The 15,672-nt window shown below is 38.5% G+C and carries 13 protein-coding genes and 1 pseudogene; 10 read left to right on the top strand and 4 right to left on the bottom strand.

Annotated features, from left to right (window positions below):
- Window positions 1-114 precede the first annotated feature (114 nt).
- Together HRT50_RS11070 and tal are read right to left on the bottom strand one after the other, a co-directional pair.
- On the bottom strand, window positions 115-288 hold the full coding sequence (locus HRT50_RS11070) for a DUF3545 family protein (protein ID WP_291614366.1): 174 nt from the start codon (window positions 286-288) through the stop codon (window positions 115-117).
- Between the two features lie 151 nt (window positions 289-439).
- A complete protein-coding gene (gene tal, locus HRT50_RS11065) occupies window positions 440-1,402 on the bottom strand; it encodes a transaldolase (RefSeq protein ID WP_291614364.1) in 963 nt (320 codons plus the stop codon).
- 267 nt (window positions 1,403-1,669) lie between these two features.
- On the opposite strand from tal, the gene yaaA reads away from it, so the two are divergent.
- The 3 genes from yaaA (at window position 1,670) to HRT50_RS11050 (ending at window position 4,861) form a co-directional block, all read left to right on the top strand.
- Window positions 1,670-2,443 carry a peroxide stress protein YaaA gene (yaaA, locus tag HRT50_RS11060; protein ID WP_291614362.1) on the top strand — a complete coding sequence of 258 codons (774 nt, stop codon included), beginning with the start codon at window positions 1,670-1,672 and terminating at the stop codon, window positions 2,441-2,443.
- Window positions 2,444-2,522: 79 nt separating this feature from the next.
- Window positions 2,523-3,056, top strand: a complete 534-nt coding sequence (locus HRT50_RS11055; RefSeq protein ID WP_291614360.1) for a DUF2062 domain-containing protein — start codon at window positions 2,523-2,525, stop codon at window positions 3,054-3,056.
- Complete coding sequence (locus HRT50_RS11050; protein ID WP_291614358.1) at window positions 3,056-4,861, top strand: TIGR03545 family protein; 1,806 nt, start codon at window positions 3,056-3,058, stop codon at window positions 4,859-4,861. The genes HRT50_RS11055 and HRT50_RS11050 overlap by 1 nt, the downstream gene beginning before the upstream one ends.
- 167 nt (window positions 4,862-5,028) lie before the next feature.
- On the opposite strand, the gene srmB is transcribed toward HRT50_RS11050, so the two are convergent.
- Together srmB and fldB are read right to left on the bottom strand one after the other, a co-directional pair.
- A complete protein-coding gene (gene srmB, locus HRT50_RS11045) occupies window positions 5,029-6,285 on the bottom strand; it encodes an ATP-dependent RNA helicase SrmB (protein ID WP_291614356.1) in 1,257 nt (418 codons plus the stop codon).
- A 134-nt stretch (window positions 6,286-6,419) separates the two neighbouring features.
- A complete protein-coding gene (gene fldB / locus HRT50_RS11040; protein ID WP_291614354.1) occupies window positions 6,420-6,938 on the bottom strand; it encodes a flavodoxin FldB in 519 nt (172 codons plus the stop codon).
- 277 nt (window positions 6,939-7,215) lie between these two features.
- Between fldB and dsbC the strand changes: the two genes are divergently transcribed.
- The 7 genes and pseudogenes from dsbC to HRT50_RS11005 all read left to right on the top strand — a co-directional run.
- Entirely contained in the window at window positions 7,216-8,010 is a 795-nt protein-coding gene (gene dsbC / locus HRT50_RS11035) for a bifunctional protein-disulfide isomerase/oxidoreductase DsbC (RefSeq protein ID WP_291614352.1), read from the top strand.
- Window positions 8,011-8,145: 135 nt separating this feature from the next.
- Window positions 8,146-9,909 (top strand): single-stranded-DNA-specific exonuclease RecJ, encoded by a 1,764-nt coding sequence (recJ, locus tag HRT50_RS11030; protein WP_291614350.1) that lies wholly within the window; start codon window positions 8,146-8,148, stop codon window positions 9,907-9,909.
- Window positions 9,910-9,975: 66 nt separating this feature from the next.
- Window positions 9,976-10,704 (top strand): ABC transporter permease, encoded by a 729-nt coding sequence (locus HRT50_RS11025; RefSeq protein WP_291614347.1) that lies wholly within the window; start codon window positions 9,976-9,978, stop codon window positions 10,702-10,704.
- Between the two features lie 200 nt (window positions 10,705-10,904).
- A protein-coding gene (prfB, locus tag HRT50_RS11020) for a peptide chain release factor 2 (protein WP_291614345.1) occupies window positions 10,905-12,003 on the top strand; the annotation gives its coding sequence in 2 pieces (ribosomal slippage) (window positions 10,905-10,979 and window positions 10,981-12,003; 1,098 coding nt in all).
- A gap of 304 nt (window positions 12,004-12,307) precedes the next feature.
- Complete coding sequence (gene lysS / locus HRT50_RS11015) at window positions 12,308-13,882, top strand: lysine--tRNA ligase (protein ID WP_291614343.1); 1,575 nt, start codon at window positions 12,308-12,310, stop codon at window positions 13,880-13,882.
- A gap of 477 nt (window positions 13,883-14,359) precedes the next feature.
- On the top strand, window positions 14,360-15,280 hold the full coding sequence (locus tag HRT50_RS11010) for an ABC transporter ATP-binding protein (protein ID WP_291614341.1): 921 nt from the start codon (window positions 14,360-14,362) through the stop codon (window positions 15,278-15,280).
- 30 nt (window positions 15,281-15,310) lie between these two features.
- Window positions 15,311-15,672 (top strand): annotated as a pseudogene (locus tag HRT50_RS11005) (hypothetical protein); the annotation flags it as partial.

Here is a 15,672-nt window from a genome sequence, read left to right as displayed (position 1 = left end):
ACTTAAAGAAATAAAGTTAAGGGAAAAATTTGAAGGAATAAACAACAGACATAAAAAAGCCCAGCATACTGGGCTTTTATGATTATCTGAGATTGTTTTTAGCTTATTTACTCATTAGAACTCTTCTAACATATATTCCAATGAGTCCTCATACATGCGCATATCTTTTTCTAGCTGAAATTTATCACGAATGGATTCTATTTCACGCCATTTTCTTTTAGTTGTTGATGCCACACGTTTTTTTGCTACTTGATTTGTTGAGTTGAAAACTTGGTTTATCTTATCCATTAAGTGCCCCTTATTTTTACCATCACATCGAAAAACAATTGCCCTTACTTTTTATCACAATTTTTTAAGGATTAAAACGAAAAAACGCATATTTCTTACGAATTATGCGTTTTAAATGGTCGTTTTATGGATGAAAAATGACAGGTGTATACTAGAGCATAGCGGCTAATTGCTGTTCAAGCTTAACTTGATCAATGGTAAAGTTACGAATACCTTCAGCGAGCTTTTCTGTCGCCATGGCATCTTCATTCATCAACCAACGAAATTGTGCTTGGCTTAATACCGGCTCTTTATCGGCAGAAGCTTCACTGGCAATAAGTTTTTGTATAACAGTCTCGGTACTATTCGTTAATTCATCCATTAATGCGGGACTAATGGTTAAACGGTCACAACCTGCTAATTCAAGAATTTCGCCTGTATTTCGAAAGCTAGCACCCATTACTACGGTATTGTAACCATGTTCTTTATAATAATTATAAATACTGGTAACAGAAACAACACCAGGATCTTCATTACTTGCATAGTCAGTTCGACCGGTATCTTTTTTGTACCAATCTAGGATGCGACCAACAAAAGGAGATATTAAAAATACACCCGCTTCAGCACAAGCACGTGCTTGGGCAAAGCTGAATAGTAAAGTCAGGTTACAGTTGATGCCTTCTGTTTCTAGCTGCTCAGCGGCTTTAATGCCTTCCCAAGTTGAGGCCAGTTTAATTAAAATTCTATCATTGCTAATACCGGCTTCGTTATACAGTGCAATTAGCTTATGTGCTTTAGTAATTGATGCAGTGGTATCAAAAGATAATCTAGCATCTACTTCGGTAGAGATACGACCCGGCACAGTTTTTAGAATTTCCAGACCAATTAATACTGAAAGCTTATCTGCAGCATCAATAACTTGCTGCTCAGCATTGTCAGATTGTGTAATAGCCCAAACAACAGCATCTTTTACTAACCCTTGGTAATTAGGTAATGAAGCCGCTTTTAATAAAAGCGATGGGTTTGTTGTTGCATCTTGAGGCTGGAACTTTGCAATAGCCTCAATGTCACCTGTGTCAGCCACAACTGTGGTCATTTGTTTTAATTGCGCAAGCTGTGAAGAAGAGTTTGTCATGACGTTACCTTATTTTTATCCTTGAAAAATTGATTGCTGAACATTTCAAAATTAGATAATGAATGTAGCTGGAGAAATATTACAACAAAAAAATAAAAAAGCACCCTTTATTGCGCTATTTTCACCAAATTGTTGTGCTTTTGTTTTTAACTTACGCCAAAGGTGATTGATTAGGCTTACCTTGCCTTAGATTAAACGCTGTTAACTCACTCAACGCTTATGATATATTACGTCTTATTAAGGTCTCACTAAAATTGGCAAAAAAATATGTTACTTGTTGTTTCACCTGCAAAAAAATTAGATTTTGAATCTCCGTTAGCGACAGATAAATTTAGTCAACCTAGTTTACTTGAGCAAAGTCAGTTATTGATCGACGATTGTATCAAGCTTGCTCCGAGTGATATCGCCAGTTTAATGAAGCTGAGTGATAAGCTTGCCGGCTTAAATGCCGCACGTTTTGGTGAGTGGTCAACCCCCTTTACTACCGATAATGCTAGGCAAGCCATCTTAAGTTTTAATGGTGATGTTTATACCGGGCTTGACGCTGCTAGTTTTAGTGAAGCAGATTTTGATTTCGCTCAACAGCATTTTAGAATATTGTCTGGCTTATACGGATTGTTAAAACCCCTTGATTTAATGCAAGCTTATCGCTTGGAAATGGGCTGTAAACTTGCTAATAGTCGCGGTGCTAATTTATATCAATTCTGGGGTGATATTATTACCGGTGAGCTTAATAAAGCCTTAAGTGAGCAGGGTGATGAGGTACTTATTAATCTCGCCTCAACCGAATACTTTAAATCAGTAAAGAAGAAGTCTTTGAATGCCACAATTATCACACCTTTGTTTAAAGATTGGAAAAATGGTCAATATAAAATCATTAGTTTTTATGCCAAAAAAGCTCGTGGTCTTATGGCGCGTTATATTATTCAAAATAAATTGACCTCAGTTGAGCAAATCAAAGATTTCGATTTAGCAGGCTATCAATATAATGACAGCTTATCCCAAGGCAACGACTGGGTTTTTACCCGTAAAGAACTTTAGCCATTAGCCATTATCTTAGGGTGATAGGCGACTATATATTTAAACATTTAAACATTTAAACATTTTAACAGGAGGTGACATGTTAACTTTACTAGCAAAGCTTTTCCATGCTCTAAACAGTGATAGTTCCATTAGGCAAATAGCCTTAGCAATTGCATTAGGTTTTATAGTGGGTTTATCACCCATATTTACTTTGCATAATATCGTAATAATCTTTTTTGTCTTACTCATTAGAGTGCATTTAGGCAGCTTCATTCTTGCGGTCGGTTTCTTCTCTGGGCTGAGCTACTTATTCTCTCCAATTATTGTTCAGGTGGGTGAGTCATTACTAACACAACCTGTTTTGGCGGACTTTTTTACCTCGCTCTATCAACTCAGTTTATTTAAACTCGCCCATTGGCATCATACATATACCTTAGGTGCATTTGTTTTAGGTGCGGTGTTATCTGCGCCAATATATTTTATCAGCAAGTTTATTATTGAGAAATACCGTGTACATATAATGACATTTTTTGAAAAGTTTAGAATTGTCAAAGCGCTAAAAGCCTCTAAATTTTATAGCTTATATAGCAGTTTTTCTGGTGACTCTAGCCTAACTAAAGGAGGCCTGTAATGGCTCGGTTTATTCGTTGGCAAGGTATGATTGCCTTTATGGTGTTAAGTGCTTTAGTGGTAGTTTTTATCTATTTATTTGCCGAAAGCTTAGTAAAAAAAGCCATTGTTAGCTCGGCTGAAAGTGCTTTTGGCGCAGAAGTAAATGTTGCAGAGGTTCAGCTTTCTTACTCACCGTTGCAGCTAAGTGTTCTAGGTTTGCAAGTTACTGACAAAGAGACCCCGACGCAGAACTTATTTAGTTTTGAACGTGCCACGGCAGGTATTGATGTTTGGCAATATTTATTTGGTAAAATCATTATTGATGAACTTGAAGTCAGTCAATTAGAATTTTCTAGTATTCGTAACCAAGCGGGTAAAGTTTATCCTAACGAACAATCTGATGGGCAAGCAGCAGAAACAAGCTTAGCTGAGCAAGCCAAAGCCATGCTACCGGAAGTTGATATGAAACTACCGGATGTTAAAACCTTACTTAATGACAGTAACTTATTAACGGTTAACGCTAGTAAGCAACTACAAGATAGTTATAAAGCTGAACAAGTGAAATTAAAAGCATTGCAGGCGCAACTGCCTAATAAAGCGAAGCTGAAGTCTTACCAAGATAAAGTCAAAGCTTTAGGTAAGATGAAAGTGAATTCATTAGCGGATATAGAAAAAATCAAAGCTGAATTCGATAAAATTAAAGCTGAGTTTAAAGCGGATCAAGCGCTAGTTAAAAAAGCTAAGCGACAAGTTTTAGCCACCAAGAATCTATTAGCCCAGCAAGTTAATGAGTTAAAAAATGCGCCAAGTAAAGATTGGCAACACATTGAAAAAACTTATCAACTTGAAAGTATCGATACCGAAGACTTTGCCCATATCCTCTTTGGCGAGCAAGCGCGTGAATATGTGCAAAAGGCTCAATGGGCCTATGATAAAGTGTCACCTTTTCTTGATAACACTGATGGTGAAGAAACTACTGAAGCGGCACAAAAACATGCGCAAGGGCGCTTTATCTCCTTTAAAGAAGAGTCACCACTACCATCGGTATTAATCAAAAAGGCACTTTTTTCTATTCAGCTTGCTGAAGGTGAACTAACGGTTAGTGGTAGTGAGTTAACGCATCAACATTGGATTAGAGGTAAAGCTAGTTTAATAAATATAAACTCAAGCGCTAATGGTGAACTTAGTCTTAGTAGTCACTTTAAGCAGTCAGAATCAGGTGATTTTAAGGCTAACGGAGAGTGGCTAATAAATGATAGAAAGTTATCAAATACTGAATTGACCAAAAGCAAAGCGTTAACTTTATCACTTGAGAAAGCGCAGCTTAGCGGTAAGGGCAGTTTTGACTTAATCAATAGCGAAATTGTCGCAACTAATCATGTATCGCTAAAGCAGGCAAGTTATCAAGGTCAGGCTAAGTCTACAATCACTCAATTATTACTCGATACCGTTATGTCATTAGATAGTTTAACTATTGATGTAGGTGTCCGTGGTGAGCTAAGTAAGCCAAACTTTACTATTGCCTCGTCATTAAATGACGCTTTAACGGGTGCATTTAAACAGCAGGTTGCCGGAAAACTTAATGACTTTAAGGACAAAGTGAATAAAGGCTTAAATGAGAAATTAGCTAATGCCTTGACGTTAGGTGATAGTCAAGCGGCAGAGCTGCTTGATCTTGAAGCCTTATTAACCGATACCGATAAAGCGCTGGCTGACTTAAAAAATTCAGATGTTGTTAAACAGCAGCAGAAAAAGCTAGAAGATAAAGCCAAAGATAAGTTAAAAGATAAGTTGAAAAATAAACTTGGCGATTTATTTGGTTAGTTCATCCTCTTTGATATTTAGATAAAAAAAGACCGTATTGCTTAAAGCATTACGGTCTTTTTATTGGTGATGCTTTTACTAGTAGCTACACATTGCTACCGTAAAGCCCCAACTATGATCAACGCCACCATCATTGGTATTATATCAATGTAACACTTAGCGAGGGCTTACTTCGCTGATTTTTTTGCTTGCTTAGCTTTTCTCTTTACTTGTTTCTTAGCTTTGGCTTTTTTCTGCGAGTTAGTGAGCTTAAGTTTAACCTTCTTATTAACCACACGAGATTCTTTGTGCTGTGGTCGTAAATCTTGAATAACACGACGTGGCAGACGTTCTTTGGTATAGCGCTCTATTTTACCAATAACAGCCATATCATGTGCTTCAATTAAGGAAATGGCAGTACCTTTATTACCAGCACGACCTGTGCGGCCAATACGGTGAATATAAATATCTACTTTGCGTGGCATATCAAAATTGATGACATGGCTTATGTCATCAATATCTAAACCGCGGGCAGCAACATCGGTAGCTACTAATACTTTCACATCACCATTTTTGAAGCGTGCAATGGCCTTGTTACGTTTATCTTGCGGCATTTTTCCTTCTAGCCAAACACAAGGTAATTCTTCAGCGTAAAGTTTACCTGAAAGAGTCTGTACAGTTTCACGTTTATTAGCAAAAACGACAGTACGTTCGACGCCTTCTTGCTTCAATATATTGATCAACATATTTAACTTGTGATTAGAATCATCAGCTAAATGTAGCCATTGATGAATTACCGCTTTTTCTTTGCGTGATGGGTTTGACTCTAAAAATATAGGATCATCCAGTACTTCTTTGGCAAAACCTAGTACACCAGCACCTTCTAAGGTTGCTGAAAATAACATGGTTTGTTTGCGCCAGCGGGCTTCAGCAACAATGCGGTTAATGGTGTCACTAAAACCAATGTCGAGCATACGATCGGCTTCATCTAGGACTAATATTTCAATTTCACGGGCATCAAACTGCTCGTTTTCAATGTATTCTAATAATCGACCTGGTGTTGCCACTAATATATCGGTTGTCGATGTAAGAATATCAGTATGACTGCCATAGTTAACACCACCTGTTATAACACCCGTTTTGATTTTAGTTAGCTCAGTAAGTTGCTTACTATCTTCGCCAATTTGTATCGCTAACTCTCGAGTTGGCGTTAAAATTAACACCCGAGGAAAGCCAGGTTGAGTACGCGGATAGTCTAATAAATGTTGAGCAATAGGTAATAAAAAGGCGGCGGTTTTACCCGTGCCAGTTGGGGCTGATGCTAGTATATCCTTGCCGGCCATCGCTTCAGGGATCACTAGATCTTGAATTGAGGTAGGCTTGGTGTAACCAAGTTTATTGATACTGGCTAATAATTCTGAGTCTAGATCGAATTGCTCAAACATAGGGGATAATTCACTAAGGGTTAAAAAGGTTAATATGGCGGCAATTATAGTGGTTTTAGCCCTTGCTGTAACTATTTATCGCAAGGGGAAATAAATTGCCAAAGGTTCTTTTAGATAACTTTTGCTAGCTAAAATTAAAGTAAGCTACTGTACTCGATTAATATCTGCTCACACCAAGTATCTAAACGATCATCCGTTAAGCTATATTGGCTATCTTCATCTAACGACAAACCAACAAATAATTCGCCATCAGCTGTTAATGCTTTTGAGGCAGAAAATTCATAACCTTGAACCGGCCAATACCCTACTGGTTTGGCACCTTGTACCAGTACTTGCTCGTGTAACATGCCAAGTGCATCTTGAAACCATTCGCTGTAACCAACTTGGTCGCCCATACCATATAAGCCAATAATCTTATCTGAAAGATCTAATTGATTAATATCACTCCAAATTGATTCCCAATCCTCTTGCAGTTCACCGTAATCCCAAGTGGATATACCTAAAATTATAAAGTCATAATCAAGGCACAGTGCTAAAGGTTGCTCTTTGATATTAAATATATCAACCAGATCGGCACCGATTATTGCCTGGATTTTTTCGGCAACTATCTCTGTGTAACAAGTGGTTGAGCCATAAAACAAACCAATTTTCATTTTGCTATTTCCAATGTTGATATATATCCGCTCTACTTCAAGAGACAAGTTCAGGAGTACAGAGTAATTTCACAGGGATTTTAGCAAAAACATTTATCTTTGTTTACAAGTTAATTCACTATAGTAGCGATTTTAAGTTGCAAATAATGTCTCATGGCTGTAATTTCCTTGGAGAAAATTAGGTCTATTCAAATGAGCCGTTATGTTTAGCTTATTTTTTATAGCTTTATTGCTGTTAGTTAATTAAAAGTTTATTAGCCATTTGTTAGGAATCATTATGTATAAAACGTTCTTTTTTAGCGTAGCACTGGCTACGTTTAGCTTAGCTTTATTTACCCAAGGCGCCCATGCTGAAGGGCAGGCTAATGTGCCTGCGACATTAGCTAAAACAGCTAGTGACCCAAGTGTGCTTGATGTTGAAGCTTTAAAAGCAAAAATCAATAGTTCTTTAGGTTTAACCGTTGTTAAAGTTGAAGCTACACCGGTACCTGGTATTGCTTTGCTCATCACTAATCAAGGTTTGTTTTACGCCAGTTATAATGGTGATTTTTTCATTCAAGGTAAGGTCTATAGTTTAGGCAGTACAGTGACCGATTTAGCTGAAGAAAGCTTAGCGAAAATTCGTCTTGAAGGTATAGAAAACTTTAAAGATGACATGATTGTGTATAAAGCAGAAAATGAAAAGTATGTGGTAACTGTGTTTACCGATATTACTTGTGGCTATTGTCGTAAAATGCATGAACAAATGTCAGATTATAATGAGCGTGGCATAACCTTTCGCTACCTAGCTTATCCACGTTCAGGTATTAAAGATAGAATGGGTAACTTGAGTCAAGGTTTTAAAGATTTACGCTCAGTATGGTGTAGTGATGATACTGCAAAAGCGTTAACCAAAGCTAAAGCTGGTAGTGGTATCCCTTATCGAATTTGTGACGCGCCAATAGAAGCACAGTTTGATTTTGGTCGCCAAATAGGTGTTAACGGTACGCCAGCAATTATCTTATCCAATGGTATGATGATCCCTGGTTACCAACCACCTGCACAATTAGAAGAGTTATTGAAAAATACTTAAGTTTTTATTACTCTGCTAAATAGTTGTTATGGCTTATCTTATAAAAGTACTTGCTGATTATCTGTAAGTACTTTTTTTATGTTAAAAATAACTCTGTCCGCAAGCCGTAAATATCCTAACTGAGACCGAATAAAGATGATTAAAAAAATCATTCGCCGAGCACAAGTAGCAACTGCTCATTTACCAGATACTTTACCCGAAACGATAAAACAAATTTATGCTAGCCGAGGCATGCAATCAGCGCAAGAGCTTGAGCTTAATGTTGCTCGTTTACAAGGCATGTCGGCTGACACTGCGCTTATGGGCATGGACAAAGCATGTCAATTATTACATCAAGCGTTATTAAGTAAAACTCGCATTATAATTGTGGGTGATTTCGACGCTGATGGCGCCACAAGTACCGCCTTAATGATGACAGCGCTTAATCTGTTTGGTAGTAATCACCATGACTTTATTGTGCCTAATCGATTTGAGTACGGCTACGGCTTAACTCCAGAAATTGTTGATCTTGCTGCACAGCAACAAGCACAAATGTTAATTACTGTTGATAATGGTATTAGCTGTATTGCCGGCGTTAAACGCGCTAAAGATCTTGGCATGCAAGTTATCGTTACTGATCATCATTTACCAGGGCATTCATTACCCAATGCCGATGCCATTGTTAATCCCAATCAAGTCGGTTGTAATTTCCCCAGTAAAGCCCTTGCCGGTGTTGGCGTGGCATTCTACTTGATGCTGGCGTTAAGAAAATATTGCCGAGAGCACAACTTTTTTACCGAACATGGTATTGCTGAGCCCAATATTGCCCAGTTATTAGATTTAGTTGCCCTTGGCACAGTAGCGGATGTGGTATCACTTGATGCTAATAATCGTATTCTCGTGGCTCAAGGTTTAAAACGTATTCGCGCCGGACAAACACGGCCGGGTATCCAAGCCTTGATTGAAATAGCCAATAAAAACCAGCAAAGGCTGGTTGCCAGTGATTTTGGTTTTGCTCTTGGCCCGCGCATTAATGCCGCTGGACGCTTAGATGATATGTCTTATGGCATCAATTGTTTACTTGCCAATGACTTATCGAGTGCCCGAGTGATGGCGGCTGAGCTCGATGATTTAAATAAAACCCGCCGGGAAATAGAGCAGGGTATGCAACAAGAGGCGGAGCGTGTACTTACATCACTTAATTTTGATGAAGAGCACTTACCTAGTGCAATTTCACTCTTTCAAGCTGATTGGCATCAAGGGGTTATTGGTATTGTTGCGGGACGTTTAAAAGATAAATTTCATCGTCCATGTATTGTCTTTGCTAAAGCGAAAGTCGAGGATAATGATCCAGAGCACTCTGAAATTAAAGGCTCAGCACGTTCAATTCCGGGTTTACATATACGCGACTTACTTGAGCATATTGACAGTCAAAACCCAGACTTAATTCTTAAGTTCGGTGGTCATGCCATGGCAGCAGGTTTATCAATTAAAGAAAAAAACTTTACGCTATTTCAGCAGAAGTTTGATGAATTGGCTGAACAATGGTTAAAACCCGAAGACTTAGAAAGTATCATCCTTTCAGATGGTGAGTTAAGTGCAGACATGCTGACTATTGAATTTGCCGAGCAATTACGCGAAGCCGGTCCTTGGGGGCAAAATTTTCCCGAGCCGTTATTTGATGACACCTTCACTTTAGTACAGCAGCGAATTGTCGGCGAAAAGCACTTGAAAATAGTGGTAGAAAAAGACAGTACTCAAGGCAAGCAGGTTTTTGACGGCATTGCCTTTAATATTGATGTTAAAGCTTGGCCTAATGCGCAAGTGAAACAGGTTCACCTTGCTTACCGCCTCGATGTTAATGAATTTCGTGGTAAGCGTACTGTACAGTTAATGATTGCTGATATTCGTACCGTCTAACACAGGCTCTGGCTATCAAGAGAAACCAGCATCTAAAATAGCACTAATAAAAACTAAGGATTTTAAATGGAGCAAGCACTGGCTATTATTCCACTGACTAAACTTGCCATCGCTTTTATTCCCGTGGTGTTGGTACTGATTATTTTAGTTTGCTGGTCATTGCCACAAAAGCGAACCTTGCATGCCTTGGTTCGTATGTTAGTGCAGTTATTGTTGGTGGGTTATGTTTTAAGTTATATCTTTGCCAGTGATAATGCCTGGGTTATAGGTTCATTACTGCTGGTGATGGTACTGTTTTCAAGTTGGATCGCGTTAAATAATATTGAGTCGCCGCGAAAATCTCTTTTTAACAGTGCTTTTTTAGCTATTTTCATTAGTAGCTTGGTGGTTTTAGTCGTCATTACCCAAGGTGTCTTGAATCTAGAGCCCTGGCATCAAGCGAAAACGCTAGTGCCACTCGCTGGTATGGTATTCGCCAATGGCATGAATAGCGTCAGTTTATGTGGAGAGCGTTTTTTTGCCGAACTTAATCGCGGTGAAAGTTTTATAAATGCCCGTAACATTGCTTTTAAAGCGTCGATGATCCCCAATATTAACGCCTTGTTTGCCGTTGGCATTGTTTCTCTGCCGGGCATGATGACAGGGCAAATACTTGCTGGTGTCTCGCCATTTATTGCAGCGCGCTATCAAATTATGGTGATGTGTATGGTCTTTGCTTCAGCGGGATTAGCATCGGCGATATTCCTAGTATTAAATAGAGAAATATCAAACCCAAACCGCAATAATCTTAAATGACTAATTCGTTATGATTACTTATTAGAAAACTAGTTATAAAGCTAAGTGTGTAGGTAAGAATAAAAGTAACTTTAAAAAGTATAAAGGCGAGTTGTTAGGCGTATATTTACCCCCTTATTTACGTTACAATGCGCGACTATTTGTCTTTTGCCCGTTAAGGTAGCTAAAAGACTGTTAATTAATTTTATGTTTGAAGATTTATGTTCGAAACAAATCCAATATTAAGTAAATTAAAAGAAATCCGTGCACGTGCTAATTCGCTTCGGGGGTACCTTTGACTACGACGTTAAAGCAGAACGTTTAGTTGAAGTTTCTCGAGAGTTAGAGCAGCCAGAAGTTTGGAATGAGCCAGAGCGTGCTCAAGCCTTAGGTAAAGAGCGTAGTGCCCTTGAAGAAGTGGTCAATACGATTGTCGAGCTTGAAACTGGTTGTGAAGAAATCGCAGATTTAGTTGAGCTAGCGGTTGAAGAAGAAGATCAAGAAACCTTCGACGATGCAGAAGTAGAAGCTGCTGCCCTTGATGCGGTCTTAGAAAAATTAGAATTTCGCCGGATGTTTTCGGGCGAGCAAGACGCCAATAATTGCTATTTAGATATTCAATCTGGCTCAGGCGGCACTGAAGCGCAAGATTGGGCTGAAATGTTGATGCGTATGTACTTACGCTGGGGTGAAGCACACGGTTATAAAACCGAAGCGATTGAAGTCACCGATGGCGATGTTGCCGGCATTAAAGGCTGTACGATAAAATATACCGGTGAATATGCATACGGTTGGTTACGCACTGAAACAGGTGTACATCGCTTAGTACGTAAATCGCCGTTTGATTCATCAGGTCGTCGTCATACCTCCTTTGCTTCAGCGTTTATTTATCCTGAAATTGATGACAACATCGAGATTGATATCAACCCTGCAGATTTACGCATTGATACTTACCGTGCATCAGGTGCTGGTGGGCAACATGTTAATAAAACCGACTCAGCAATTCGTATCACCCATATTCCTAGTGGGGCTGTGGTGCAATGTCAGGCAGACAGATCTCAGCATAAGAATCGCGCGACAGCGATGAAGCTCTTGAAAGCTAAGCTGTACGAGATGGAAATGCAAAAGCAAAATGAAGGTAAACAAGCATTAGAAGACGGTAAATCAGATATTGGTTGGGGCAGTCAAATTCGCTCTTATGTATTAGATGATAGCCGTATTAAAGATTTACGAACGGGTGTTGAAAATAGAAATACCCAAGCCGTTTTAGACGGTGACTTAGATAAGTTTTTAGAAGCCAGTTTAAAATCTGGTTTGTAGAATTGGCATGCGGGTGTTGAAAATAGAAGCAGCATAAACCAAGCAAGCCGTATTCAAACTGTAGTAATACGGTGACTTAGATAAATTTTTAGAAGCCAGTTTAAAGTCTGGTTTGTAGCAGTAATCATAGATTAACCAACATTGAGGTAAGCACTTTAGCGTGTTTACGTCATTCCCGAAGTGTCTTGTCGGGAATCCATGAACACATTATGGATTCACTAAAGGTAATAGAGGAAAGACATAGTTACCTCAACAAGGTGTGAATCACACATTGAAAAATTAAAGATAACTTTGAGAAACTAACATGACAGATAAAGCCAATAATACACCCGTAGCACAAGACGAAAATAAACTGATTGCTGAGCGCCGTGTAAAGCTTGAAAAGATTCGCTCTAATTGTTCAGCTAATGGTTTTCCTAACGATTTTAATCGTGAACACTTAGCCGCTGACATCCAAGCTGAACATGGTGAAAAAACCAAAGAAGAACTTGAAGAGCTACAGGTTACTTATGCTATTGCCGGTCGTGTTATGGCAAAACGTGGTCCATTTTTAGTGATACAAGACTCGTCAGGTCGTATTCAAGGTTATGCTGAAAAAACCGTGCAAAAAGAAATAAGAGCGAAATGGGGTTCATTAGATATTGGCGATATTGTTGGTATTAGAGGTATTTTACATAAATCAGGTAAAGGTGATCTTTACGTGAATATGGATGAGTACTCGTTATTAACTAAGTCATTACGTCCATTACCAGAAAAATTCCACGGCTTATCAGATCAAGAAACTAAGTATCGTCAGCGTTATGTTGATTTAATTATCAATGAAGATACTCGTAATACCTTTAAAATTCGTTCAAAGATTGTTGCTGGTATTCGCAACTTCTTAACGCAGCGTGATTTTATGGAAGTTGAAACACCTATGTTGCAAATCATACCGGGCGGCGCAACGGCTAAGCCATTTATGACGCATCATAATACCTTTGATCTTGATATGTACCTACGTATTGCGCCGGAGCTTAACTTAAAACGTTTAGTGGTTGGTGGTTTTGATCGTGTTTTTGAAATTAACCGTAGTTTCCGTAACGAAGGTATTTCAACACGTCATAACCCAGAATTCACCATGATTGAATTTTATCAAGCGTATGCTGATTTCAATGACATGATGAACCTTACAGAAGAAATGTTACGTACTATTGCCCAAGATGTACTTGGCACAACGATGATTCGTAATACCGTGAAAAACTCTGATGGCGAAGTAGTAGAAGAGAAATTCTATGACCTTGGTAAGCCGTTTGTACGTTTATCTATGGTTGATGCTATTTTACAATACGGCAAAGAACATCGCGCTGCAGCACACCTTGACGAAGCCGTGTTACGTGACCCTGAAAATAACTTTGACGCAATTAAAGCCATGGCTAAAGCTGTTGGTGTTAAAGAAAGTAGTGCTTCTAAAGTTTGGGGCCCAGGTAAATACATTTGTGAAATATTCGAAGAAGTTGCCGAGCATTTATTAGATCAACCTACTTTCATCACTGAATACCCGTGGGAAGTTTCACCATTAGCACGTCGTAATGATGAAAACTCATTTATTACCGATCGATTTGAATTTTTTGTCGGTGGTCGTGAATTAGCCAATGGTTTCTCCGAGCTTAACGATGCTGAAGATCAAGCTGAACGCTTTCAAAAACAAGTGGCTGAAAAAGATGCCGGTGATGATGAAGCTATGCACTATGACGCTGATTACATCACAGCCCTAGAATACGGTTTACCACCAACGGCAGGTGAAGGTATTGGTATCGACCGTTTAGTGATGTTGTTTACTGATTCACCAACAATCAAAGATGTTATTTTATTCCCGCATATGCGTCCTGAAGCGGAATAATAACTTAATACTCATTTCTTATTAGGAATAAGCTTAGTTAACATAGAAAACTAAAGCCTGTTGTTTATAGTGTTTATCACACTGTAACAATGGGCTTTTTTATGTGCGTTAATCAATACACCTATACCAAGTTGGTATTAATACTTAAGCGGATAAAAGTAATGTTTTTTGAATTTTACATTCGATTAACAAATTGTTATTATTCGCTTTGTCGATATTTTAAACTCATTGCAGTGCATGCCTCTTGAAATTGAGGAGCGTACTTTGCGCACTACAATATAGCTCTTCTCAATAATTTACGATTAGTCTGTGGTATCGATCTCTCACTAGTCAAAACCCTCTAAGCTCCCACAACCGACAAAAGTCTTAATCATTCATCGTCCATCAAATTTTGTGGTCAATAAATATTGAAAAGAGATAATTATTTTTTAATAAAATAGCCATGAAGGCAAATAATAAAACAACGCAGGAATAATAATGTTAATAATAAAAAACCTATCCAAAACGTATGATAATGGCGTTAAAGCGCTTGATAACGTCAACTTAGAAATACCAAAAGGTATGTTTGGTTTACTTGGCCCAAATGGCGCAGGTAAATCGTCATTAATGCGTACTATTGCCACTTTGCAAGATGCTGATAGTGGCAGCATTAGCTTTGATGGCATTGATGTTTTAAAAGACCCACAAGCCTTACGCCAACGTTTGGGTTACTTGCCACAAGACTTTGGTGTTTATCCGCGTATTAGTGCTTATGAATTGCTTGACCACCTGGCTATTTTAAAAGGTTTGAAAAACAAAGCAGAGCGTAAAGAAGCGGTAGAAGGTTTATTAGCACAAACTAATTTATATCAACATAGAAAAAATGCTGTAAGTGGCTTCTCTGGTGGCATGCGTCAGCGTTTTGGTATTGCCCAAGCATTACTTGGCGATCCAGACTTATTAATTGTTGATGAGCCTACAGCTGGATTAGATCCAGAAGAGCGTAATCGTTTTCATAATTTATTAGTCGCCTTAGGTGAAGAAAAAGCCATTATATTATCAACACATATTGTTGAGGATGTTACTGAACTTTGCCCTAATATGGCGGTTTTAGCGTCAGGGGAAATTGTTTTACAAGGTAATCCAATCGAATTAACCAATCAACTCAATGGTCAAATCTGGCGTAAAGCGATTGCTCAATCCGAGCTTAACGTTATTGAGCAAGAATTTAACGTTATTTCTAAGCGTTTATTTGCCGGGCAAACTATTGTGCATGTAATAGCAGAAAGTGCTCCGTTTGGTTTTGAAAGCGCGCCAGCGAACTTAGAAGATGTCTATTTTTCTACGTTAAATGAACATCGTGCTTCCGCTCAGTCCACTTCAACTCAGTCTGCTTCAGCACAAAAAAAAGTTGCTTAATTCAAGCTGAATAATGACAAGGAACTTATTATGTTAATGAAAATGTTTGCTTTTGAATGGCGCTACTTTACTCGACAGCCTTCTTTTTATGTTACTAGTTTTATTTTTTTCTTTCTGACATTCTTTGCTACCATCAGTGAAAATATTCAACTGGGTGGCGGTGGCAATGTTTTATATAACGGGCCTTTTGCTATTGCGCAAACCTTATTGATCATGGGGTTGTTTGCTATGTTCTTAGTGGTAAATTTTGTTGCGAGTACGGCAACCCGAAATGAAACCAGTAAAATGTCGGAGTTACTTTACAGTAAACCGATTAATCCATTAAGTTACCAATTGGGTCGTTTTTTAGGCTCCTTTGCTATTGTTGCTACCGTATTTGCTTTTGTGCCTTT

This window comes from Colwellia sp. (genome assembly GCF_013215345.1).
GTDB lineage: Bacteria > Pseudomonadota > Gammaproteobacteria > Enterobacterales > Alteromonadaceae > Colwellia.
The sequence above is the reverse complement of the archived record's forward strand: the minus strand, read 5'-3'. Positions and strand labels throughout refer to the sequence as shown.

What these genes read in the sequence shown, in the direction of transcription:
- HRT50_RS11070 (WP_291614366.1), bottom strand. Translation starts at nt 288, where the DNA reads ATGGATAAGATAAACCAAGTTTTCAACTCAACAAATCAAGTAGCAAAA.
- tal (WP_291614364.1), bottom strand. Translation starts at nt 1,402, where the DNA reads ATGACAAACTCTTCTTCACAGCTTGCGCAATTAAAACAAATGACCACA.
- yaaA (WP_291614362.1), top strand. Translation starts at nt 1,670, where the DNA reads ATGTTACTTGTTGTTTCACCTGCAAAAAAATTAGATTTTGAATCTCCG.
- HRT50_RS11055 (WP_291614360.1), top strand. Translation starts at nt 2,523, where the DNA reads ATGTTAACTTTACTAGCAAAGCTTTTCCATGCTCTAAACAGTGATAGT.
- HRT50_RS11050 (WP_291614358.1), top strand. Translation starts at nt 3,056, where the DNA reads ATGGCTCGGTTTATTCGTTGGCAAGGTATGATTGCCTTTATGGTGTTA.
- srmB (WP_291614356.1), bottom strand. Translation starts at nt 6,285, where the DNA reads ATGTTTGAGCAATTCGATCTAGACTCAGAATTATTAGCCAGTATCAAT.
- fldB (WP_291614354.1), bottom strand. Translation starts at nt 6,938, where the DNA reads ATGAAAATTGGTTTGTTTTATGGCTCAACCACTTGTTACACAGAGATA.
- dsbC (WP_291614352.1), top strand. Translation starts at nt 7,216, where the DNA reads ATGTATAAAACGTTCTTTTTTAGCGTAGCACTGGCTACGTTTAGCTTA.
- recJ (WP_291614350.1), top strand. Translation starts at nt 8,146, where the DNA reads ATGATTAAAAAAATCATTCGCCGAGCACAAGTAGCAACTGCTCATTTA.
- HRT50_RS11025 (WP_291614347.1), top strand. Translation starts at nt 9,976, where the DNA reads ATGGAGCAAGCACTGGCTATTATTCCACTGACTAAACTTGCCATCGCT.
- lysS (WP_291614343.1), top strand. Translation starts at nt 12,308, where the DNA reads ATGACAGATAAAGCCAATAATACACCCGTAGCACAAGACGAAAATAAA.
- HRT50_RS11010 (WP_291614341.1), top strand. Translation starts at nt 14,360, where the DNA reads ATGTTAATAATAAAAAACCTATCCAAAACGTATGATAATGGCGTTAAA.